At 70.9% G+C, this 21573-nt stretch carries 19 protein-coding genes and 1 pseudogene; 12 read left to right on the forward strand and 8 right to left on the reverse strand.

Annotated elements, in window-relative coordinates; genetic code table 11:
* Nucleotides 1-161 precede the first annotated feature (161 nt).
* A complete protein-coding gene (locus ACWC2B_RS29835) occupies nucleotides 162-2795 on the forward strand; it encodes a bifunctional FO biosynthesis protein CofGH (protein ID WP_450721977.1) in 2634 nt (877 codons plus the stop codon).
* A gap of 89 nt (nucleotides 2796-2884) precedes the next feature.
* Nucleotides 2885-4459, forward strand: a complete 1575-nt coding sequence (locus tag ACWC2B_RS29840; protein WP_450721979.1) for a serine/threonine-protein kinase — start codon at nucleotides 2885-2887, stop codon at nucleotides 4457-4459.
* Here ACWC2B_RS29840 and ACWC2B_RS29845 read toward each other — a convergent pair.
* Together ACWC2B_RS29845 and ACWC2B_RS29850 are read right to left on the reverse strand one after the other, a co-directional pair.
* Nucleotides 4456-4797: a DUF397 domain-containing protein gene (locus ACWC2B_RS29845; protein ID WP_450721981.1), complete on the reverse strand. Its 342-nt coding sequence runs from the start codon at nucleotides 4795-4797 to the stop codon at nucleotides 4456-4458. The two genes, ACWC2B_RS29840 and ACWC2B_RS29845, sit on opposite strands and share 4 nt — an antisense overlap.
* Nucleotides 4794-4955: pseudogene (locus ACWC2B_RS29850) on the reverse strand (transcriptional regulator); the annotation flags it as partial. The pseudogene ACWC2B_RS29850 and the gene ACWC2B_RS29845, both read right to left, overlap by 4 nt.
* A gap of 288 nt (nucleotides 4956-5243) precedes the next feature.
* On the opposite strand from ACWC2B_RS29850, the gene ACWC2B_RS29855 reads away from it, so the two are divergent.
* The 4 genes from ACWC2B_RS29855 (at nucleotide 5244) to ACWC2B_RS29870 (ending at nucleotide 6984) form a co-directional block, all read left to right on the forward strand.
* Nucleotides 5244-5687: an ATP-binding protein gene (locus ACWC2B_RS29855; protein ID WP_450721983.1), complete on the forward strand. Its 444-nt coding sequence runs from the start codon at nucleotides 5244-5246 to the stop codon at nucleotides 5685-5687.
* Between the two features lie 339 nt (nucleotides 5688-6026).
* Nucleotides 6027-6383 carry a hypothetical protein gene (locus tag ACWC2B_RS29860; RefSeq protein ID WP_450721985.1) on the forward strand — a complete coding sequence of 119 codons (357 nt, stop codon included), beginning with the start codon at nucleotides 6027-6029 and terminating at the stop codon, nucleotides 6381-6383.
* Nucleotides 6380-6727, forward strand: coding sequence for a DUF6247 family protein (locus tag ACWC2B_RS29865; protein WP_450721987.1), 348 nt, complete (start codon nucleotides 6380-6382; stop codon nucleotides 6725-6727). Before ACWC2B_RS29860 ends, ACWC2B_RS29865 begins: the two co-directional genes overlap by 4 nt.
* Nucleotides 6728-6792: 65 nt before the next feature.
* Nucleotides 6793-6984, forward strand: coding sequence for a hypothetical protein (locus ACWC2B_RS29870; RefSeq protein ID WP_450721989.1), 192 nt, complete (start codon nucleotides 6793-6795; stop codon nucleotides 6982-6984).
* A 24-nt stretch (nucleotides 6985-7008) separates the two neighbouring features.
* On the opposite strand, the gene ACWC2B_RS29875 is transcribed toward ACWC2B_RS29870, so the two are convergent.
* Nucleotides 7009-7503, reverse strand: a complete 495-nt coding sequence (locus ACWC2B_RS29875; RefSeq protein ID WP_450721991.1) for a cupin domain-containing protein — start codon at nucleotides 7501-7503, stop codon at nucleotides 7009-7011.
* A 112-nt stretch (nucleotides 7504-7615) separates the two neighbouring features.
* Between ACWC2B_RS29875 and ACWC2B_RS29880 the strand changes: the two genes are divergently transcribed.
* The 4 genes from ACWC2B_RS29880 to ACWC2B_RS29895 all read left to right on the forward strand — a co-directional run bounded on the left by ACWC2B_RS29880 (nucleotide 7616) and on the right by ACWC2B_RS29895 (nucleotide 12447).
* A complete protein-coding gene (locus ACWC2B_RS29880) occupies nucleotides 7616-8227 on the forward strand; it encodes a TetR/AcrR family transcriptional regulator (RefSeq protein ID WP_450721993.1) in 612 nt (203 codons plus the stop codon).
* Nucleotides 8228-8266: 39 nt separating this feature from the next.
* Complete coding sequence (locus ACWC2B_RS29885; RefSeq protein WP_450721995.1) at nucleotides 8267-10759, forward strand: tetratricopeptide repeat protein; 2493 nt, start codon at nucleotides 8267-8269, stop codon at nucleotides 10757-10759.
* 70 nt (nucleotides 10760-10829) lie between these two features.
* Nucleotides 10830-11954: an ADP-ribosylglycohydrolase family protein gene (locus tag ACWC2B_RS29890; protein WP_450721997.1), complete on the forward strand. Its 1125-nt coding sequence runs from the start codon at nucleotides 10830-10832 to the stop codon at nucleotides 11952-11954.
* An 82-nt stretch (nucleotides 11955-12036) separates the two neighbouring features.
* Entirely contained in the window at nucleotides 12037-12447 is a 411-nt protein-coding gene (locus ACWC2B_RS29895; protein WP_450721999.1) for a hypothetical protein, read from the forward strand.
* Between the two features lie 48 nt (nucleotides 12448-12495).
* Here the strand turns inward: ACWC2B_RS29895 and ACWC2B_RS29900 are convergent, their stop codons facing one another.
* Entirely contained in the window at nucleotides 12496-14070 is a 1575-nt protein-coding gene (locus tag ACWC2B_RS29900; protein WP_450722001.1) for a sodium:solute symporter family protein, read from the reverse strand.
* A gap of 382 nt (nucleotides 14071-14452) precedes the next feature.
* On the reverse strand, nucleotides 14453-15235 hold the full coding sequence (locus ACWC2B_RS29905; protein WP_450722003.1) for an SDR family oxidoreductase: 783 nt from the start codon (nucleotides 15233-15235) through the stop codon (nucleotides 14453-14455).
* A gap of 81 nt (nucleotides 15236-15316) precedes the next feature.
* On the opposite strand from ACWC2B_RS29905, the gene ACWC2B_RS29910 reads away from it, so the two are divergent.
* Nucleotides 15317-16156, forward strand: coding sequence for a hypothetical protein (locus tag ACWC2B_RS29910; protein ID WP_450722005.1), 840 nt, complete (start codon nucleotides 15317-15319; stop codon nucleotides 16154-16156).
* Between the two features lie 122 nt (nucleotides 16157-16278).
* Here ACWC2B_RS29910 and ACWC2B_RS29915 read toward each other — a convergent pair whose 3' ends face one another.
* From ACWC2B_RS29915 to ACWC2B_RS29925, 3 genes are all read right to left on the reverse strand, one after another.
* Nucleotides 16279-16482: a DUF397 domain-containing protein gene (locus ACWC2B_RS29915; protein ID WP_189961619.1), complete on the reverse strand. Its 204-nt coding sequence runs from the start codon at nucleotides 16480-16482 to the stop codon at nucleotides 16279-16281.
* A 186-nt stretch (nucleotides 16483-16668) separates the two neighbouring features.
* A complete protein-coding gene (locus tag ACWC2B_RS29920; protein ID WP_450722007.1) occupies nucleotides 16669-17538 on the reverse strand; it encodes a helix-turn-helix domain-containing protein in 870 nt (289 codons plus the stop codon).
* 244 nt (nucleotides 17539-17782) lie between these two features.
* Nucleotides 17783-18538, reverse strand: coding sequence for a GOLPH3/VPS74 family protein (locus ACWC2B_RS29925; protein WP_450722009.1), 756 nt, complete (start codon nucleotides 18536-18538; stop codon nucleotides 17783-17785).
* Between the two features lie 196 nt (nucleotides 18539-18734).
* Here ACWC2B_RS29925 and ACWC2B_RS29930 point away from each other — a divergent pair, with 196 nt between their 5' ends.
* Nucleotides 18735-21455, forward strand: coding sequence for a serine hydrolase (locus ACWC2B_RS29930; RefSeq protein ID WP_450722011.1), 2721 nt, complete (start codon nucleotides 18735-18737; stop codon nucleotides 21453-21455).
* Nucleotides 21456-21573 lie beyond the last annotated feature (118 nt).

The raw sequence follows: 21573 nt of genomic DNA on the forward strand, positions 1-21573 counted from the left end.
CCCCCAGTATCGGCGCGGCCGCGCTGCGTAGCGATGCCCTTTCGCGCAGAACGGCCGGAAATGTGCGGCGCCTTGGGGGCGGGGGGCTGATCCTTGGTTGAAGGGGGACTGGTGACGATGCCCACGGTCCGGGGGTGAGCGCGCGCTCGTATGCTCGATGGATGACTTCCAGCGCGCAGCCCCCGCAGGCAGAACAGGCAGAAGGACCGGACCCTGCCCCGCGGCAGTCCGCCGCACCGACCGCCAACTCCATGCGGCGCGCGCTGAAACGTGCCAGGGACGGCGTCGCGCTCGACGTCGCCGAGGCCGCCGTGCTGCTCCAGGCCCGCGGCGACGACCTCGACGACCTCACCCGCTCGGCCGCCCGGGTCCGCGACGCGGGCCTGGACGCGGCGGGCCGGCCGGGGATCATCACGTACTCGAAGAGCGTGTTCATCCCTCTCACCCGCCTCTGCCGGGACAAGTGCCACTACTGCACCTTCGTCACCGTGCCCGGCAAGCTGCGCCGCGCCGGGCACGGCATGTTCATGTCCCCCGACGAGGTCCTCGACATCGCCCGCCGGGGCGCCGAACTCGGCTGCAAGGAAGCCCTGATCACCCTCGGAGACAAGCCCGAGGACCGCTGGCCCGAGGCCCGCGAGTGGCTCGACGCGCACGGCTACGACGACACGATCGCCTACGTACGAGCCATGTCGATCCGCATCCTGGAGGAGACGGGACTGCTCCCGCACCTCAACCCGGGCGTCCTGTCGTGGACGGACTTCCAGCGCCTGAAGCCGGTCGCCCCGTCGATGGGCATGATGCTGGAGACGACCGCGACCCGGCTGTGGTCCGAGCCCGGCGGCCCGCACTACGGCTCCCCGGACAAGGAACCGGCCGTGCGGCTGCGGGTGTTGGAGGACGCGGGGCGCTCGTCGGTGCCGTTCACCAGCGGGCTGCTCATCGGCATCGGCGAGACGTACGAGGAGCGCGCGGAGTCGCTGTTCGCGCTGCGCCGCGTGTCGCGCTCGTACCACGGCATCCAGGAACTGATCATCCAGAACTTTCGCGCCAAGCCGGACACGGCGATGCGCGGCATGCCGGACGCCGAGCTCGACGACCTGGTGGCGACGGTCGCCGTCGCCCGGCACATCATGGGCCCGGCCGCGTGCCTCCAGGCGCCGCCGAACCTGGTCGCGGGGGAGTACGAGCGGCTGATCGGCGCGGGGATCGACGACTGGGGCGGCGTCTCGCCGGTCACGATCGACCACGTGAACCCGGAGCGTCCGTGGCCGCAGATCGACGAACTGGCGGATCGCTCGAAGGAGGCCGGCTTCTCCCTCCGTGAACGCCTGTGCATCTACCCGGAGTTCGTGCAGCGAGGCGAGCCGTGGCTCGACCCGCGACTCCTTCCGCACGTCCGCGCGCTCGCGGACGCGGAGACGGGCCTGGCCAACGAATCGGCCGAGGTACGCGGCCTGCCGTGGCAGGAGCCCGACGAGGGCTTCACCGCCAGCGGCCGCACCGACCTCCACCACACCATCGACACCGAGGGCCGCACCGGCGACCGCCGCGAGGACTTCGACTCCGTGTACGGCGACTGGGCCGCGCTGCGCGAGGCGGCGGCCCCGGGCATGGTGCCGTCCCGCATCGACGCGGACGTACGCCAGGCCCTCTCGGCGGCCGCCGACGACCCCACGAAGCTGACCGATGCCGAGGCGCTGGCGCTGCTGCACGCGGACGGCGAGGCCCTCGACGCGCTGTGCCGGGTCGCGGACGACGTCCGCAAGTCGATGGTGGGCGACGACGTGACGTACATCGTCACGCGGAACATCAACTTCACCAACGTCTGCTACACGGGCTGCCGCTTCTGCGCCTTCGCGCAGCGCCGCACGGACGCGGACGCGTACACGCTGTCCCTGTCCCAGGTCGCGGACCGGGCCGCACAGGCCTGGGACGTAGGGGCGGTCGAGGTCTGCATGCAGGGCGGCATCCACCCCGATCTGCCCGGTACGGCCTACTTCGACATCGCGAAGGCGGTCAAGGAGCGGGTCCCCGGGATGCACGTCCACGCGTTCTCCCCGATGGAGGTCGTGAACGGCGCCACCCGCACCGGCATGTCGATCCGCGAGTGGCTGACCGAGGCGAAGGCGGCGGGTCTGGACTCGATCCCGGGCACGGCGGCGGAGATCCTGGACGACGAGGTCCGCTGGATCCTCACCAAGGGCAAGCTGCCCACGGCGACGTGGATCGAGGTCGTCACGACCGCCCACGAGCTGGGCATCAGGTCCTCGTCGACGATGATGTACGGCCATGTGGACCAGCCCCGCCACTGGCTGGGCCACTTCCGCACGCTGGCCCGCATCCAGCAACAGACCGGCGGGTTCACGGAGTTCGTGACGCTGCCCTTCATCCACACCAACGCCCCGGTGTACCTGGCGGGCATCGCGCGCCCCGGCCCGACGACCCGTGACAACCGGGCGGTGACGGCGATGGCGAGGCTGTTGCTGCACCCCCACATCCCCAACATCCAGACCAGCTGGGTGAAGCTGGGTACGGAGGGTGCCGCCGAGATGCTCCGCTCGGGCGCGAACGACCTGGGTGGCACGCTGATGGAGGAGACCATCTCCCGTATGGCGGGCTCCAGTTACGGCTCGTACAAGTCCGTCAAGGACCTGATCGCGGTGGCCGACGCGGCGGGCCGCCCGTCCCGTCCGCGCACGACGCTGTACGGAGAGGTGCCGGAGGAGCGGGTGGCGGCGTCCCGCGCCTCGGACGGACACCTGCCGGAGCTGCTGCCGGTGGTGGGGGACTAGATCCGCCGGACAGGCCTAGGGCCTGCCTTTCAGGCGAGACGGATGGGCCATACTGGCGCCCGGTATTTCAACGGGGGAGTGTGCGGCACATGGAGACTGGTGTGGATCTGCCCGGACACATCGGTACGTACGTCGTGGAGCGTGAGCTCGGCGCGGGCGGCATGGGCACGGTCTATCTGGCGCGGTCCCGGGGCGGGCGCCCCGTGGCGGTCAAGGTGGCCCGCCCCGAGCTGGCCGCCGACCCGAGCTTCCGCGCGCGGTTCCGGGCCGAGGTCGAGGCCGCCCGTCAGGTCGGCGGATTCCACACGGCGCCGGTCGTCGACGCCGACCCGGACGCGGCGGCCCCCTGGCTGGCGACGGCCTATATCCCGGGGCCGACGCTGTCAGAGCTGCTCGACGAGCAGGGCCCCATGGGCGAGCCTCAACTACGCTTGCTCGGAGCCGCGTTGGCGGAGGCCCTCCAAGCCATCCACGGGTGCGGCCTGATCCACCGCGACCTCAAACCGGGCAACATCATCATGGCCGAGGACGGCCCACGGGTCCTCGACTTCGGCATCGCGCGCGCCGTGGAGTCGACCCGGCTGACCTCCACCGGAACGGCCTTCGGCACCCCCGGCTTCCTCTCGCCCGAGCAGGCCCGGGGCCTCGAAGTCGGCCCGGCCGCCGATGTGTTCGCGCTGGGCGCGGTTCTGGTCGCGGCGGCCGGCGGCAGGGCGTTCGGCGAGGGGGAGGCGATGGGGCTGATGTACCGCGCGGTGCACGAGCCGCCGGACCTGTCCGCCCTCCCGCCGAGCATGCGACCCGTGGTCGCCGACTGCCTGGCCAAGAACCCGGCCCAACGGCCCGTGCCGGCACGCCTCTTGGACCTGCTCGCAGCGAAGGCACCGCCGCATTCGGCGACTGCGGGTGGTGTGGGTGGCGGCATGGGTGCGGGTGCGGGTGCGGGTTCCGATCCCCGTGCGGGTGTGGCTATGGGGCCGGGGCCGACGCCCACCCCGACGCCGCTGCCCACACCCACCCCGACGGTGATCGTGGGGCACGGCAGGAGCGCCGAGACCGTGGAAGACGCGCCGACGACCGCCCCGCCGCGAAGGGCGCGCACCGCGCTGCTCGTCGCCGGGGTGGCCGGCGCCCTGCTCCTGACCGGCGGCGGTCTCTACGCTGCGGGCGCGTTCACCGGAAAGGACGACGACACCCCCCTCCCTCCGGCCACGCACGAACTCACCACGCCCCTCAAGGTGGCGGGTGGCGGGTACGTCCGGGACCGCGAGACGTGGAAGCAGGAGCCCAACGGGAAGTCGGTCATCGCCCACTACTCCGGGACCTCGAAGAAGCCCGAGTTCCGAGAGCTTTCCCTCACGGGCTCGTCAGGCCGGTTCAAGCACCTGGGAGAGGAGCGGGACCGCCTGATGAGGTCCCTGACCCACACGGGCAAGGAGCAGGTGACGGATCCGCGCAGGGATCTCCACGTCCCCGGTTCGGAGATCACGTACAGCTGCGAGACGGTGACCGACGCCACCGTCTACACCGTGTGCGTCTGGGCCGACACCAACACCATCGCCGGCATCAAGTTCACCCCGTCCGCCGCCCGGCTCGAAGTGGCGGCGGCGGAGACGCAGAAGATCCGCAAGGACCTGCGCACGCCGATCGCCACGCATTCCTAGCGTTCGGCTCCGGCGGCGTACGAGACGAACCCGGCCCAGGCCTTCGGGGCGAAGGCGAGCTGGGGGCCGGAGCGGGCTTTGGAGTCGCGTATGTGGATGATGCCGGGGGTGGTGGCTACCTCGACGCAGTCAGTGCCGTCGCCGCTGTCGCTGTAGCTGCTCTTACGCCAGTCCAGCGCTACCTCGACGCAGGAGTCGCCTTCGCTGCTGCTGCTGTAGCTGCTCTTGAACCACTCCAGCGCTACCTCGACGCAGTCAGTGCCGTCGCCGCTGCTGCTGTAGCTGCTCTTGAACCACTCCAGTTCGGAGCCGTCCCCGGCTGAGGTCTTGCGGATCATGTTTCTCCCAGCACTTGCTCGATGAAGGCCAGTGACTCCCGTGGGGTGAGAGCGTGGGCCCGGATCATCCCATAGCGCAGTTCAAGGATCCTGAGCTGCTTCGGGTCGGAGACGGGACGGCCCGCGAACGCCCCCTCGGAGCGCCCGACAGCTGGGCCGCCTCGCGCCACACCTTGAGCTGGCGGCCCACGGCGGCGACGACCGCCGCCCCCGACTCGTCGTCCGGATCGACCTCCCAGCCTGGTTCGTCCGCCTCGCCGCCCCTGGGGCTCTCACTGTCCGCGTCCACCCGCACCCACCTCCGACGTGCCGTTCACTGTCAACGCCCCTATCCCCGCCGGGTGGCTCCGGACAGTCGGGACAGCACTGGACAAGCCCGGGACAGACTCCGTACGACGGGGCGTTACCGCTGTTCCCGGTACGTACCCACCGCCACGCTCAGTGATGTGACCCGTGAACTCACCCAATCCCCTGTTCCCACACGGCAGTTCGCCGTGCAGCTCTCCTCGACCGCCCGGGGCGCCCGTCTCGCCCGCATCCTTGCCACCGAACGGCTCCGCGACTGGGGAATTCCGTCGGAAGGCATCCCCCTCGTCGTCGGCGAGCTCGCCGCCAATGCCGTGCAGCACGGGCGCGTGCCGGGTCGCGACTTCCGGCTGAGACTGACGGTTCGGGGCGGCACGCTCCGTATCGAGGTCACCGACGCGCGCGCGGACCGCGTCCCGGTTCCCCAACACGGGCCTGCCGACGACGAGTCGGGCCGTGGGCTGCTGCTGGTCGAGGTGCTGACGGACCGCTGGGGAGTGGACGAGAAGCGGCCCGCCCCCTGCAAAACGGTATGGGCGGAAATCTCCCTTCCGACCGCATCGCAGCTGCCGCGACGCGGTTGACCGCGACCCGGTGGCCCGCGACACCAAATGCTTTAAGTCTGGGGGGAATTACCTCCCCTAACCCCACCTGCCCCGCTTCGTCGGAAGCATCACTCGCTCGGGTGAAAGTGACCAACTGGGCTGGATTTGCCGCCTGTTGGCTGGCATATGCTCGCCGCGACTACTCCAGACATGCGACGGCCCCCGCCGGGAGTGCGAATCCCGATCGGGGGCCTGACCAACGAGGAAGATAAGAGCTTCCCCATGGCTTTCCCGCACTCTAGCGCGCCCTCGCGCACCGCGTCCGGCGCATCCGGTCGCACCACCCGATCCAGTGGCCAATCCGGTGGCCATTCCGGCGTGACCCACGACAACACCCGCCATGCCACCCGCTACACGGTGATCGGCAACCACCTTGCCCAGCATGCCGAGTTGTCCCTCCTGGCGATCGGGCTGGGCGTGCACATCCAGTCGCTGCCCGCCGGAGCGAGGATCGGCATCAAGTGCCTAGCTGCCCGTTTCCCGGAGAGCGAGCACCGCATCGCAGGTGCCCTGCGCGAGCTGGAGCGGCACGGCTACCTCAGCCGCACCCGGGAACGCCTCCCCAGCGGTCGGGTCGTCACCCGCACGGACCAGGTCCCCGAGACTGATCCGCCCCCAGGGCCCCGCCTGTACCGTACGAGGAGACCGAGCCACCCGCACCGGAGGTCACCGTGAGTGCCCAGTCCGACAGCCCGTACGGACCGCTGATCCCCATGCCGGACCTCACCCCTGACGCCCTGCGGGCGGCCGTTGCGCGCATCGCGCCCAGCCGGGTCCCGGCGCTCACTCAGCACCTCTTCGAGGCGACGACGAACGCGCAGCAGGCGCAGAGCCTCGCCCCGCTCCGGGCCTTCGTCCATTCCTGGGGCGTGTTCGTGGCAATCGAGCGGCACCCGGGGCGCGCCGCCCGACTGCGCGAGCTGGAACGGATCGTGGATGCGGGTGAACAGGATCCGGCGGACGCGATCGCGGAGATCCGCCGGATCCGGGACGCCGCGGAGGCGGAGGCCGGTCTGTGACGGATTAGGCGTGGGACTACAACCCGAGCGCGGAGTACGTCACCGACGGTCTCCCGATCGGGGTGGTGGCAGAGGTGGAACGGCTGGCCACCGAGCTTGCCGCGCTTGGCCGTGACGCAGTGAAGGTCGGCCGCCCTGTGGACCGGGAGGGCGGGCTGCGAGAGTTCGATCTCCTGGGCGGGCGGGGGTTCATCAGCTTCCTCGCCGTGCCGCGCCACGAGTGCGTATATGTCTGCAACGTCACTTGGTACGGCTGACCGGCGCTGCCTGAGCCCGCTGGCTCAGTCCAGCGTCATCGTCCCCTCCACGTACCGCATCCCGTACTTCTCCCCCAGCACGTTGACCTTGCCCAGGTCCATCGCGCCCTCGGCCGTCCGCACTGTCGGGCCCGCCTCGAAGACGTCCTCCATGAAGCGGTCCCAGCCGCCCGGGGTCGAGATCTGCAAGGCGCGGACCGGAGGCTGGGAGGCGTTGCGCATCGCGTGGGGGATGCCGTGGGGGAGGAGGGCGGACATGCCTGCGGTCAGGCGGTACGTCGTGCCCCGGTAGTCGATCTCCATCTCGCCCTCCAGGACGTACACGAACTCGTCCATCAGTTCGTGCACATGGGGCGGGATGTCGACGTCCAGGCGGTTCTCCAGGACGGCCAGGCGGCCCTCGCTGTCGGTGGTGGTGACCTTCACGCCGAAGCCGGGCGGGAGCGGGATCCGGGTGGGGCGGGTCTCGCCGGGGTCGAGTACGAAGAAGCGGTCTTCGGGTGCGGTTTTTTCGGGCATGGCTGGGCCTCCTGTGCTGCGGATGGTGTGCCGGTTGCCCGCCGGCAGTACCACCGTAACCCTTATGTGGAGGAAAAGCTCCAGTTAGTTTTCGGCGCCTAGCATGTTCCGCATGACAGGACTGCGTGCCGACGCCCGGCGGAACCGGGAGAAGATCCTGGCCGCGGCCCGGGAGCTGTTCCGTGAGCAGGGCACGGCGGTCGCCCTCGACGACATCGCCCGGCGGGCCGGCGTCGGCATCGGGACGCTCTACCGGCGCTTCCCCGACCGGGACGCGCTCATCACGGACGTCGCCCTGGAGGGCTTCGAGACGGGCCTCGCCGCCGTCGAGGCGGCCCGCGCGGCCGGTGGCGGTGCGGTGGCGGTGCTCGACGAGATGTTCCGGCGCGTTGTCGAGCAGCGGGACCGGCTGGTCATGCCGCTCATCGGGGGGCCCGTCGTGCGCGACCCCCGCGTACGGAAGCTTCAGCGGGCGATTCTGGGCGCGTTGGAAGAAGTGCTCGCCGAGGGGCGGGCCGAAGGGGTGCTGCGGGGCGACATCACGCCGTTCGACCTGGTCGGGGCGGCTGCGATGACGTGCCGGCCCATGCCGCATCTGCCGCGCGAGACGGCGGGCGCGCTCGCCGCGCGGCATGTCGCCGTCTATCTCCACGGGCTGCGGCCGCACGGCGCTCTGGCGCTGCCCGATATGGTCGACCCGGGGGAGTATCTCGGTCTGGACTGACGGGGGTTGGGGGGAGTGGTGGGGGCCGTGCAGCCTTCGATGCAGGAGCTCATCCGGCGCCGCAAGCGGGCCGGATTCGTGGGGCGGCGGAATGAACTCGCCCTTTTCCAAAGCAACTTCGACGTTCCCGTCGACGACGAGCGGCACCGGTTCGTGTTCCGCGTGCACGGCAACGCCGGGGTCGGGAAGACCTTTCTCGTACGGGAGTTGGAGCAGGCCGCCCTGGAGCGCGGGGCGCTGACCGCTTACACCGACGAGGGCGTCGACAGCGTGCCCGAGGCCCTCGGCGCGATCAGCGCGCGGTTCGCCCGGCAGGGGTGGCCGCTCAAGGCGCTCGACAAGATCCTGGCCACCTATCGCCAGCGCCGGTACGAGGCCGAGGCGGCCGGGGCCGGCTCGGGGCCCTCGGCCGGGGCGGTCGTCGCGGCGCAGGCGGGCCTCGCCGGGATCGGCCTCGTGCCCGGGGTCGGGGTGCTCGCCACCTCCGTCGACCCGGTCCAACTCGCCGAGGGAGCCGAGCGGTTGAGGGCCGCGCTCAGTGCCCGGCTCGGGCGGCAGGAGGACGTGCAGCTCGTCCTCGACCCGCTGCGCGTGCTCACCCCCGTGTTCGTCGAGGAGCTGGGGCGGGTGGCCGCCCATGTGCCGTGGGTGATTCTTTTCTTCGACACGTATGAACGCACCGGGGCGTTTCTGGACGGCTGGCTGCGCGATCTGGTCACCACCGACCGGTACGGCGGGCTGCCCGCGAATGTGGTGCTCACCCTGTCCGGCCAGGGCCGCCCCGACCCCCTGCACTGGCCCGCCGCCGCGGACTACGTCGCCGACCTTCCGCTCGACCCCTTCACCGAGGAGGAAGCGCGCCAACTCCTCGCCAGCAAAGGCGTGTTGGAGGAGGACGTCGTACGCGATGTGCTGCGGCTCTCCGGGCGGCTGCCCGTGCTCGTCAGCACCCTCGCCGGCAGCCGGCCCGCGACCCCGGGCGACATCGGCGACCCCAGTGCCACCGCGGTGGAACGGTTCCTGAAGTGGGAGCCCGACCCGGTGCGCAGGTCCGCCGCGCTCGAAGGCGCGCTGCCGCGCCGGCTCGACGAGGACGTGTTCCGCGCGGCCGTCAGCGGGGACGCGGCCGGGCTCTTCGACTGGCTGCGCTCGCTCCCGTTCGTACGGGACCAGGGCGGCCGCATCAAGTACCACGACGTCGTCCGCGCCCCCATGCAGCGCCTCCAGCGCACCGCCTCGCCGCAGCGCTGGCGGGCCGGGCACGAGCGGCTCGCCGCCTGGTACGCCCAGGAGCGGGCCGCGGCCGGGGACGGGCGCTGGCGCGACGAGACCTGGCGCGAGGCACGCCTCGAAGAGCTCTACCACCGGCTGTGCGCCGACCCCGCCGGCGCGTTCGGGGACGTACTGCGCGACGGCATCGAGGCCTGCCGCCAGGGCGCGGTCACCGCGCGGCGCTGGGCCCGGGTGATCGCCGAGGCCGGCGAGGACGGCAACCGCGAGCCGCTGCGCAAGTGGGGCGCGGCCTGCCTCGCCGCGCTGGAGGCCGAGCGCCGGCACGCCATCGACGTCCTCGGCATGATGCTCGCCCGCCCCGAACTCACCGACGAGGACCGGGTCGCCGTGCACATCGCCCGCGCCTGGGGCTACTTCAGGACCGAGGCGTACGAGGACTCCCTCGCGGACTACCGGCGCGCGCTCACCCTGGACGCGTCCAGCGCGGACGCCCACCACGGGCAGGCCGTCGCGCACCGGGCCGTCGGCGACTACGCGGCCGCCCTCGCCGACCTCGACCGGCTCGAAGAGCTGGAGCCGGGCCGCCCGCGCGCACCCCGCGAGCGCGGCGAGACGCATCGGCGCGCGGGCCGCTACGAGGAGGCCGTCGCCGAACTCGGCAGGGCCCTCGCGCTCGACCCCGGCGACGCGCTCATCCTGGGCAGCCGGGGCCAGGCGAAGGCCCAACTCGGCCGTCCCGCCGAGGCGTTGGAGGACTTCGACCGGGCGCTGCTCATCGACCCCGACTACGGCTGGGCGCTGGTGAGGCGGGCCCATGTGCGGGGCCTGCTCGGCGACACCGAGGACGCGCTCGCCGACCTCGACCGGGCCGAGCGGCTCTCGCCGTCGTGGGCGTGGGTGCTCGGCGAACGCGGCGACGTGTACCGGTTCGCGGGGCGCTACGAGGAGGCCGTCGCGGCATACGGGCGGGCGCTCGCGCTCGACCCCGGGTACGCGTGGGCGCTGGGCAGCCGGGCGGTGGCGCTCGCCGAACTGGGGCGCGGCGCCGAGGCGCTGGCCGACCTGGACCGAGCGGTCGCCCTGGTGCCGGGCTATGTGTGGGCGTACCAGCAGCGGGCCCGGCTGCACCGGGCGGAGGGCCGCGAGGAGGCGGCGCTCGCGGACTTGGCGCGGGCCGAGCGGGCGGGCGCGGCCCAGGGCATCCCGCGCGGTCCCCTGCCCGCCGACGAGGGCGACCCGGCGTACCTGGGCGTCCCGCCCGAACCCGGGCCCACCCCCGCCCCCCGACCCAGACCCTGACCGCCCGCGCGCAGGGTCGGTCAATTTGCCCTCTTAAACGGGCGCATCCGTTCAGGTAGCGTGCTGCGGCATGAGCGCAGCAGCCGGAGCCACCGCACCCGTCTGGGGTCGGGCCGAACAGCAGGACTTCCGTAGCCGGGTGCGGGGTTGTCTGCTGGGCGGGGCCATCGGGGACACGCTCGGCGCGGGCGTCGCGGGGCTCGCCCTTGCCGAGATCCGCGAGCGGCACGGCACGGACGCGCTGGGCGACCTCGTCCCCGCGTACGGCCGCGCGGGCGCGATAACCGCCAGCACCCAGCTCACCCTGTTCACCGTCGACGGGCTCATACGCGCCCAGGTGCGCCGCGACACCGGCGCTTGGCACCCGCCCACCGATGTGCACCGGGCACATCTGCGGTGGGCCGCGACCCAGCGCGACTGGGGACCCGACGAGCGCCGCGAGGACAACGGCTGGCTCGCCCGCCAGGAGTGGCTCTACGCCCGGCGCGACCCCGCCAAGGCCTGCCTCGTAGGGCTCGGCGACGACATCATGGGCACCCTGGAGCAGCCGAAGAACCCGGGCGCCGACGACCCGTCCGCGCTCACCCGGTCCGCGCCCTTCGGTCTTCTGGTCGGCTGGGAGCCGCAGTTGGTGCTCCAGCTCGCCGTGGAGTGCGCGGCGCAGACCCACGGCGACCCGGCGGCCTACCTCTCGGCGGGCGCGCTCGCCGTCATCGTGCACGGGCTCGCCCGGGGCGAGTCCATGGACGGCGCGGTCCAGCGGGCCCTCGCGCAGCTCGCCGTGCGACCCGGGCACCAGCCGGTCACCGAGGCGCTCAAGCACGCGCTCGGCGCGGTACGGCAGGGCATGCCGAGCCCGAGCCTGGTCGCCACGCTCGGCACCGGGCACACCTCCCCCGAGGCCCTCGCGATCGGCGTGTACTGCGCGCTGGTCGGCGAGGACATCCGGCACGGCCTGCTGCTCTCGGTCAACCACGACGGGCCCTCCGACGCCACCGGCACCGTCTGCGGCAGCCTGCTGGGCGCGATGCACGGCGAGACCGCGCTGCCGCCCGCCTGGCTCGCCCAGCTCGAAGGCAGAGCGACGCTGCTCGAACTCGCGGACGACTTCGCGATGGAGATGACCCAGGGGCCCGCGCTGCACGGTCCGGCCGTCAACACAGCGGGCTGGCTGCTGCGCTATCCGAGGGGCTGAAACCACTCGTGCGGGCGGATGGCCGGGCCCAGAGCCGCGTGTCCCTCGCGCGCGCACGCGGGAGTTCGCCAGGGTCATCGGCATGACCCCCACCCCCAAGGCCCGCACCGCGTACGGCCGCGGCCTGTCGGCACGCTGGTTCACGGCCCCGCTGGTCGCCCTCGTGCTGCTCGGCGCCGGCGCGGGCACCTCGATCGCGGCCCCGGCCGACGACACCGACCACCAGCAGTACGTCCAGGCCGAGCAGGAGCCCGCCTTCACCGACCCCTCGGCCCGCGAGAGCGAACTCCCGCCGTACGACGCCCGGGACGCCCAGCAGGCCGTCGACGACATGGTGATGGGCGAGGACGCGAACGCCGACGGCCAGCACTGCCCGCCGCAGAACGACGACTCCAAGGGCCGCTACCAGCGTCAGGGCCCGCACCGCGACGACGCCTACCCGGCCGAGACCGGCCAGGACGCCACCTCGGGCGAACCACAGATCGTCGGCTGAAGCCCCGCGCCGCACTCGTACCGCTGAAGGTCAGCCGTACCGTTGAGGTCAGTCGGCCGTCGCCACCTTCGCGTCCCCGGGCTCCGCCTCAGCCGGCACCGACGCTGCGGCGGACGCCGAACCCGGGCCGTCGTCATCGGAGTTGATGCGGGCCAGCAGCGCGTCCCGCTCCGGGGTGTCCTCCGGCCTGACCAGCCCGATCACGACGTACAGGACGAGCGAGATCGCGAGCGGTACGGAGACCTGCCACTGCAGGGCCACACCGGTCTTCTGCGAGCCGTCCAGGTGGTAGTTCACGAGGAAGAACGCGAGCAGCCCGGCCGCCCAGCTGGTGAGCGCCGCCGTCGGTCCCGACCGGCGGAACGTCTTGAGCATGCCCAGCATGAACGGGATCGCGATCGGGCCCATCAGCCCGGCCACCCACTTGATCACGACGGTGATGATGTCCTTGAACGCCGGTGAATTGACCTGCGTCGCGATCGTCATCGACAGGCCGAGGAAGACGAGCGTCGACAGGCGCGCGGCGATGAGCCCGGAGCGCGAGTTCCAGGCGCGGGCCGACTTCGACAGGATCGGCATGATGTCCCGGGTGAAGACGGCCGAGATGGCGTTGGCGTCCGAGGAGCACATGGCCATGGTGTGCGAGAAGAACCCGACGACGACCAGGCCCAGCATGCCGTGCGGTAGCAGTGTCTCGGTCATCAGCGCGTACGAGTCCGAACCGTCCGGCTTCTTCGCGTGGACCAGGAGCGGCGCGCACCACATCGGGAAGAAGAGGACCGTCGGCCAGATCGCCCACAGGACCGCCGAGAGCCGGGCCGAACGGATCGCCGAGCGCGCCGAGTCGGTGGCCATGTAGCGCTGGGCCTGGTTCCACATGCCGCCGTTGTACTCGAAGGTCTTGATGAACAGGAACGCCATCAGGAACGTGACGGTGTACGGGCCGGCGGTGGGGTGTGCGTGGCCGCTGGGCAGCTTGTCCCAGACCGTCCACAGCGTGGAGAAGCCGTCCAGCTTGGCCATGACCGCGATCAGCATCGCGAGCCCGGCGAACAACTGGATGATGAACTGGCCGAGTTCGGTGAGCGCGTCCGCCCACAGCCCGCCGACCGTGCAGTACACGGCGGTGATGCAGCCCGTGATGAAGATGCCCTGGGTGATCGTGATGCCGGTGAACACCGACAACAGGGTCGCGATCGCCGCCCACTTGGCGCCCACGTCGACGATCTTCAACAGCAGCCCGGACCAGGCGAGGGCCTGCTGGGTCGAGACGTTGTAGCGGTTCTTGAGGTATTCGAGCGGGGAGGCCACCTGGAGCTTGGAGCGCAGCCGGTTGAGCCGGGGTGCGAAGAGCTTGGCGCCGATGCCGATGCCGACGGCGATGGGGAAGGACCAGGTCACGAACGACGTGACGCCGTACTGGTAGGCGATGCCCGCGTAGCCGGTGAACATGACCGCGCTGTAGCCGGACATGTGGTGCGAGATGCCGGACAGCCACCACGGCATCCTGCCGCCGGCGGTGAAGAAGTCGGAGACGTTGTCGACCCGCTTGTGGGACCAGATGCCGATCGCGACCATCACGCCGAAATAGCCGATGAGTACGGCCCAGTCGAGACTGTTCATGTGCCCCCTCCAAGGGGTCCGCCTTGTGAACGTCACTGCACGACGTCAATGAACTCGGATGCTCTTCGTCAGTACGTCCGGCTCAGCGGCGCCCCGTGCGGGAGCGGGGACTTCGGGGATTGAACCCGTTGTCGGAGGGGTGGTCAAGACATCGCGCGATCACAGATATGAACGAGGATCACAAAGTCGAACGATTTTGCCGTCCCTTTGCTTCGGGGGGTGTTGTCGTGCCCGTGACGGGAGCCACACGATGAGGGCACTTCGTCAGGCTCGGTCCTTCGGGCTCCCTGCACATGTGAACGACCGCACGGGATGCGGGTCCCGTGCGGCCGAGAGAGTCGGGTCCAACTGCCTTTGTGTGTACGTGGATTGAGAGGCGTGCCTACCTCATCAGCTCGCCGGCGTTCACCAGCAGCGACTGGCCGGTGATCGCGCGGGACCGGTCCGAGGCCAGGAAGATCACGGCCTCCGCGACGTCGCTGTCCGTGGCCAGCTCCGGCAGGGCCATCCGCTCGGTGAGCCGCCCGAGCACCTCCTCCTCGGGCACCCCCTCGGTGTGCGCGGTGAACTGGACGTACGCCTGCACCGGCGGCCCCCACATCCAGCCCGGCAGCACCGTGTTGACCCGGATCCGGTCCGGGCCCAGCTCGCGCGCCATGGAGTACATCGCGGAGGTCAGCGCCCCCTTCGACGCCGCGTACGCCGCCTGCCACACCTGCGAGGGCGCCGCCACCGACGACTGCGTGCCGATCACGACGACGGACCCGCCGCGCGCCTTGAGCGCGGGCAGACAGGCCCGGGTCATGCGCAGCGTGCCGAGCAGGTTCACGTCGATGACCTGCTGCCAGGTGGCGAAGTCCGCGTCCTGGAGTCCGCCGAAGTAGCTGTCCCAGGCCGCCACGTGCACCACCGCGTCGATCCCGCCGAAGCGCTCCACGGCGAGCGCCGCGAGCGCCTCGCACTGTGCCTCGTCGGTGATGTCGGTCGGCGCGTGCGCGGTGTGGGTGCCGTCCGGGTCGATCTCGGCCGCGGACTTCGCGAGGTTGGCCGCGGTGCGCGCGCCGAGCACCGCGTTGCCCCCGTCGCGCACGACGGCCGCCGCGACCTGGTGCCCGAGCCCGGCCCCGACGCCGGACACGATGACGGTCTTCCCACTCAGCAACATCCGGTCGCCTCCCGGCTCTGGCACTTCTTCTGACGGGGCGTCAGAGTAAGTCCGTCCGGTGGCGGAGGGAAGGGGAGCGGCATGACGGAGGACACGCGGCCCGAGGCGTATGCGGAGCTGGCGTCGGTGGGGCCCTACGGGGTGCGGCCGGGGCATGCGCTGATCACCATGGTGGAGCCGCACCCGGGTCACGAGTACGCGTACAACCGCTGGTACGAGGACGACCACTACTACGCCGGCGCGATGGCCATGCCCTGGATGTACGCGGGGCGCCGCTGGGTGGCCACCCGCGAACTCCAGGAGCTGCGCTACCCGGAGAAGTCCGCGATCGCCCAGCCGGTCGGCGCCGGGTGCTACCTCTCGACGTACTGGATCACCGACGGGCGCTACGACGAGCACATGAAGTGGACCGTCGGCATCAACAAGCGGCTGAACCGCGACGGCCGCGTCTACCAGGACCGCACCCACGTCTTCACCGCGTTCCAGGACCACGAGGCGACCGTCTACCGCGACGGCGCGGCCGGACCGCGCGACTACCACGCCCTGGACCACCCGTACGCAGGCCTCGTCCTGGAGGTCGTCGATGCCGAAAGCGCCGACAGGCGGCCCGACTTGCTGGAGTGGCTGCGCTCGCGGCACCTGCCGAAGCGGCTTGCCGGGGGACCCGCCGCGATGGTGACGGTCTTCCGGCCCACCCCGCTGCCGGGCGACCGCATGACGTACGTGAAGCAGGTCGAGGGCGTCGGCACCCGGCTCACGCTGCTGTGGTTCCTTGAGCGTGACCCGAGGGAGGTGTGGGCGGACCACTTCACGGGGCTGGATGGCGAACTCGCCGAAACGGGGCTGGGGAGGCTGGAGTTGATGGCCCCGTTCATCCCCACCGTGCCGGGCACCGACCGCTACGTGGACGAACTCCGTTAGCCCGTAGGGCGATTGGTCCCGTACGGCGATGCGGACATGGCCGAGCCCCCTCGGCCGGGACGGCGGACCAGTCGAGAGGGCTCTTGTCAGTACTGCGGGTATCACGTCGGCTGTCGTGGTGGTCAGCTGAGGGAATCCCGGGTCACCTCGGCCACGAACGCGTTCCACGCGCCGGGGGCGAAGGCGATCGAGGGGCCCTCGGTGACTTTCGAGTCCCGCACGGCGATGGCGTGCATCTCGGGGGACTTGACTTCGACACATGCGCCGTTTCCGGTGGAGTACGAGGACTTGGTCCAAGTGTCCGTGGCGCCCTGAAGAATTGCCATGTTCGCTCCGGTTCTTGCAAGTTGATCGTTCTCGGCCAACGTTCTTCGTTGGCGTGATCGACGCTACTCGCAGGTCCCGGGGTGCGCGGCGGTCATTCACTCAACCGGATGGCATATTCCGGCCGGGCCTTCCATCGCGGTGGGCGAGGGGTGTACGGTGCCGCGCTTCAGATCTCAGCTCAGTTCTCAGCCGGCCGTGCCCCGGGCGTAGTCCTTCGCGATCCCGGTAATGAATTCCCGGGTCTGCTCCACATTCAGCGCCTGCGCACGCAAATGCTCGTACATCACGCTGTATTTCTGGACATCATTGGCCTTTTCCAGGTAAAGGTCGCTGGTGACGCCCTCGATGTAGACGACGCTGGAGTCCGAAGCGTCCGGAAATTCCAGAATCGCGTACTGGCCGTTGATTCCCGGATGCGCGCCCATGCTGAACGGCAGTACCTGCACGGTGACATGGGGCAGTTGGGACTGCTCGATGAGGAACTCCAGCTGGTCGATCATCAATTGCTTGTCGCCGACCCGGCGGCGCAGCGCCGCCTCGTCGATGACCACCCACAGCCGCAGCGGGTTCTCCGCCGCCCGTACCCGCTCCTGCCGTCGCAACCGGACGTTCACCCGTTTCTCGACGTCGGTCGGGGCTGTCTCCGGGAGCGCCCCCGCGATGAGGGCCTCCGCGTACTGCCGGGTCTGGAGCAGGCCCGGGACGACCTGCGGATCGTAGACGCGCAGGCTCGCCGCGTCCGTCTCCAGGCCGATGTAGACGCTGTACGGAATGTCACCGAAGGCGTGCCACCAGCCCTGCTGGCGCGAATCCTTGGCCATCTGCATCAGCGAATCGACGATGCGGTGGTCCTCGACCTCGTACACCCCGCACAGATCGCGTACGTCGCGCTGGCTGATGGAACGGCGGCCGTTCTCAAGGCGGCTGATCTTCGACTGGGACACCAGCAGGCGTTCGGCGACCTCTTCGGCCGTCATGCCTTTCAGCTCGCGGAGTCTGCGCAACTCCTGGCCCAGTCGGCGCCGCCTGACGGTGGGATTGACATTGGACGCCACGGGAAACGCACCTCCGGCTCACGGCTTTTCTGTTCTCCTGCTCTGCAGACTGCCACCAACATCCGGGCGCGCGCTGGGAAATGGCCACACACAGCGACTACGCAAACGCGCGGGGCTGTTGAAACAGCCCCGCGCGTTCATGGTGCGGCTCCCGAACCGGGTCATGGGGACGACGGTGCGGCGGTAATGCGATGCGACTGGTGGTGCGGGTCGTGCCGGTGCTGCCAGTGGTGGGCCACGGCCCTCAATGGTGTGCCACGGCCCTCGCCATCGCCCCGTGATGCGGCTGCATCGGGACACCGGCCGCCGCGGCGTGGCGGCTTCCGTTGTCCGGCGCGGCGGCGCCGGGGCCCTGGCCGTTGCGGCGCGGCTGAGCGGCCACACCGTTCTGGACGTCCATCACGGCGTGCGCGACGAGACCGCCCATGGGGTCGTGCCTGATCAGGTCCCTGAGACGGGAGCGCGATGACCGCCCCTCGTTGCCGGGGTACAGGTGCTTGCCGAGCCCGACTGCGTGGGCCAGCGCGGCAAGCGCCGCGGTCCGCGGGTCCGGCGGTACGCCGGTGCGGATCGCACTGTCCAGCCGGGCCCTGATGTCCCGGCTGATCGCCGTGTCCGTCGCTTGGTAGCGAGTCGTCGGCAGCACCCCGCACATCTGGCCCGACACGGCATGGACCATGCCGCACCGCTCCAGGTGCGCGAGGTAAATCTGGCGGAGCCCCAGGCGGGGCCCGCCGATCCAGTGGACGGCCCGGACCGGGCTGCCGCGCCTGCGCAGCAGTTCCAGTGCGGAGTCCAAGGTCGGATCTCCTGTCGGCCGTGCCATCACCACGGCGATACGATCCCCGTCTGGGGCTATCCGTCCTGCCAGAGCCAGCTCCACTAGCTGGGCTCCGGCGAGGCCGAGGTCGAGCGACTGCGGCTGCGCTGTGGTACCCGTGGCCGGGTCCAGAGCGAGCAGCAACAGCTCTTCCGGAATAGTTCTGCGGCTCCTGCCCATCCATGCCTCCCCGCGTGGATGAATGACAGGGTGACCCCTCTCACATTCATCTGTCGAGAGCGCCTGGGTGGTTAGTACGGGAACCAGCAGGTATGTCGTTCTCGTCTAGCCGGGGGGTCCTACCCGGCACACGGGACACTGGTACACGGTTCGGACAGTTTCGGATGACGCCACCCGGCGTCTGGAGGAGGCATCGGTGGCGGGCGAGTCCCCCGACAAGTCGGAGCAGCAGCAGTCGTCGGGGGAGACGACTACGAGCGAACGCGACCCGCGCATCGCGGTCGCCCACTCCCCGTCCCCGTCGGGGGCTCCGTCTGGCGAGGCGGGGCCTTCCGGCAAGAGGGACGGCGCCAAGTCGGCGAATGGTTCCGGCGCGGGTTCGGGTTCGGGCTCGGCGTCCGGTGCGGGTGCCGGTGCCGCTTCCGTGGAGGGTTCCGCGGCGGGCGGCGTGGATCAGGCGACCGCGGTCTTTCGGGCCCCGCGCCCGGAGGACGGCGACTCCCGGCTCCGCGCGGCGGTCGCGGCGTGGGTCGACCAGGAGGCGGAGTCCGCCGAGCCCGCCCTGGGCGGGGCGAAGGCTGAGGGCCCGGCTGAGGACGCGGGCGAGGCGGCTGAGGGTGCGGCCGAGTCGGCCAAGCCGGAGTACGCTGCCAAGGCTGAGCCCGAGGACGCCAAGTCCGGCGAGGCCCAGGCCGAGGTCGAGGCCGAGGCCGAGGCCGAAGGCAACGCGGATACGGACAGGGGCACGGGCGCCGATGAGGACGGCGGGTCCGAGCCGGCCGCCCCCAAGCCGGACGCCGACTCCGACGCCGAGCCGGCCGCCCCCAAGGCGGATGAAGCCGAGCCGGAAGCCACCGAAGACCGCGGCACCGACACAAAAGCGGCCGCTCCCGAGGCAGCTGCCCCGAAGGCGGACGACGCCAAGCCCGCGACCCCCGGCACCAAGTCGGCGCCCCCCGGCACCAAGCCCGGGTCCTCCGACAACGCTGCCACCGACGCTGACTCCGAGTCGAGCACGGCCAAGTCGAGTGCGGCTGAGCAGAGTGCGGCTGAGCCCAGCGAAGCCAAGTCGAGCGACCCCAAGTCGAGCGACGCCAAGGCCGGCGACGAAGACGCGGCCCCCGGGGCGCGCGCCACCTCCTGGGGTGCCAAGCCGACCCCCTCCGAGGCCGAGGGATCCAGCGGATCCAGCTCGTCCGAGTCCAAGCCGCAGCCCTCCGCCCCCAAGGCGAGCCCCTCAGAGGCTGACCCGAAGGCAAGCCCCTCAAAGGCTGAGCCCAAGGGCATAGATCAGCCCACCGCCGTCTTCAAGGCCGTCGCGCCGCCCGCCGTCGATCAGCCGACGGCGATGCTCAAGCTGCCCGCGCCCAAGCGGGAGCCTGCCGCCGGGCAGACCGCCGAACCGGCCGGCGAACGGACCAGCCAGTTCATACCGCTGCGGTCGGACGACGCAGGCCCGGGCACGGCCGCCCCGGACAAGAAGCCCGCCGCCCCCGCGAACAGCCCCGCCGCCCCGGTCAAGAAGCCCGAGGCGCCGAAGGTGACCCCGCCGCCGGCTGCCGGTCCCGGCCCCGGTCCCGCCGCGGTCATCCCCGAGCGTGCCGAGCGGACCCGGCAGCAGCCGCTGCCGCCGAAGCCCCCGCTCGACCTGCTCGCCGAGCTGACGAACACGCCGCCCCCGCCGCAGACCCCGGTCCGCACCACGGTGCGGCGGTTCAAGATCTGGACCCCGCTGGTCCTGCTCCTCCTGATCGTCTTTGCAGTCGTACAGATCATGCGTCCGCTTCCCGAGCCGAAGCTGACCCTGACCTCGTCGGCGACGTACACCTTCAACGGTGACGCGCTGAACCTGCCGTGGCCCGCCGAGGGGCAGTCGGCGGTCTCCGTGGACGGGGTGGGCAGCCTCGGTACGCACGGGGAGCAGAAGCCCGCGCCGCTGGCGAGCGTGGCCAAGACGATGACGGCGTACGTGATTCTCAAGGGCCACCCGATCACCGGGAAGCAGGAGGGCGAGAAGATCACGGTCGACCAGCAGGCCGAGGACGACGCGAAGAAGCCCGACGAGTCGACGGCGCCGATCCGCAAGGACCAGCAGTTCACCGAGAAGCAGATGCTCGAACTGCTGATGATCCCGTCCGGCAACAACGCGGCCCGTCTGCTGGCCCGCTGGGACGCCGGGTCCGAGGAGGCGTTCATCGTGAAGATGAACGACGCCGCCAAGGAACTCGGCATGACCAGCAGCACGTACACCGACCCGAGCGGTCTGAAGGAGACCACGGTCTCCACGCCCACCGACCAGCTCAAGCTGGCCCAGGCCGTCATGCAGAACGATGTGTTCCGCGACATCGTCAACACGCCCCAGATCAAGATCCCGGGCATCGACACGATGATCTACAACAACAACACGATCCTGCTCAAGCCGGGTGTCAGCGGCATCAAGACCGGCTCCTCGACCCCGGCCGGCGGCAATCTGCTGTGGTCGGCCGACACGGTCGTCGACGGCAAGAACCAGCGGATCTACGGCATCGTCATGGGTCAGCGCACCGGCACCACCCTCGACAACAAGCTGAAGGCCGCGATCAACAACAGCTACACGCTGATCCAGGCCGTGCAGAAGGCCGTCACGTCGGCGACCGTCGTCAAGAAGGGCGATGTCGTCGGGTACGTCGACGACGGGCTCGGCGGTAAGACGCCGCTCGTCGCCGCCAAGGACCTCAAGGCGGTCGGCTGGCCGGGCCTGAAGGTGGACGTCACGCTGGGCGCGGGCGGCAAGCCCGTCCCGCACTCGGCCAAGGCGGGCGATGTCGTCGGCGAACTGTCCATCGGCTCCGGCAACGGCAGGCTGAGCGCGCCGGTCGAGCTGAAGAGCGCCCTGACCGAACCGGGCGTCGGCGACAAGCTCACCCGACTGGGCTGACCGCCCCGATCGCATCGAAGGGCGCCCCGACCTGCGGGGCGCCCTCCGTGCTAGCTTCGGGCAACTGGGGACGCGGGGACGGCGTCCTTGGAATCAGGGGACAATCCCGGGGGAGAAC

This window comes from Streptomyces sp. NPDC001415 (assembly GCF_053597395.1).

Excerpts from the sequence above, each read along its gene's own strand:
- ACWC2B_RS29885 (WP_450721995.1), top strand. The coding sequence starts at position 8,267 with ATGCAGGAGCTCATCCGGCGCCGCAAGCGGGCCGGATTCGTGGGGCGG.
- ACWC2B_RS29925 (WP_450722009.1), bottom strand. The coding sequence starts at position 18,538 with ATGGGCAGGAGCCGCAGAACTATTCCGGAAGAGCTGTTGCTGCTCGCT.
- ACWC2B_RS29880 (WP_450721993.1), top strand. The coding sequence starts at position 7,616 with ATGACAGGACTGCGTGCCGACGCCCGGCGGAACCGGGAGAAGATCCTG.
- ACWC2B_RS29835 (WP_450721977.1), top strand. The coding sequence starts at position 162 with ATGACTTCCAGCGCGCAGCCCCCGCAGGCAGAACAGGCAGAAGGACCG.
- ACWC2B_RS29840 (WP_450721979.1), top strand. The coding sequence starts at position 2,885 with ATGGAGACTGGTGTGGATCTGCCCGGACACATCGGTACGTACGTCGTG.
- ACWC2B_RS29895 (WP_450721999.1), top strand. The coding sequence starts at position 12,037 with ATGACCCCCACCCCCAAGGCCCGCACCGCGTACGGCCGCGGCCTGTCG.
- ACWC2B_RS29900 (WP_450722001.1), bottom strand. The coding sequence starts at position 14,070 with ATGAACAGTCTCGACTGGGCCGTACTCATCGGCTATTTCGGCGTGATG.
- ACWC2B_RS29890 (WP_450721997.1), top strand. The coding sequence starts at position 10,830 with ATGAGCGCAGCAGCCGGAGCCACCGCACCCGTCTGGGGTCGGGCCGAA.
- ACWC2B_RS29905 (WP_450722003.1), bottom strand. The coding sequence starts at position 15,235 with ATGTTGCTGAGTGGGAAGACCGTCATCGTGTCCGGCGTCGGGGCCGGG.
- ACWC2B_RS29915 (WP_189961619.1), bottom strand. The coding sequence starts at position 16,482 with ATGGCAATTCTTCAGGGCGCCACGGACACTTGGACCAAGTCCTCGTAC.
- ACWC2B_RS29875 (WP_450721991.1), bottom strand. The coding sequence starts at position 7,503 with ATGCCCGAAAAAACCGCACCCGAAGACCGCTTCTTCGTACTCGACCCC.
- ACWC2B_RS29910 (WP_450722005.1), top strand. The coding sequence starts at position 15,317 with ATGACGGAGGACACGCGGCCCGAGGCGTATGCGGAGCTGGCGTCGGTG.
- ACWC2B_RS29845 (WP_450721981.1), bottom strand. The coding sequence starts at position 4,797 with ATGATCCGCAAGACCTCAGCCGGGGACGGCTCCGAACTGGAGTGGTTC.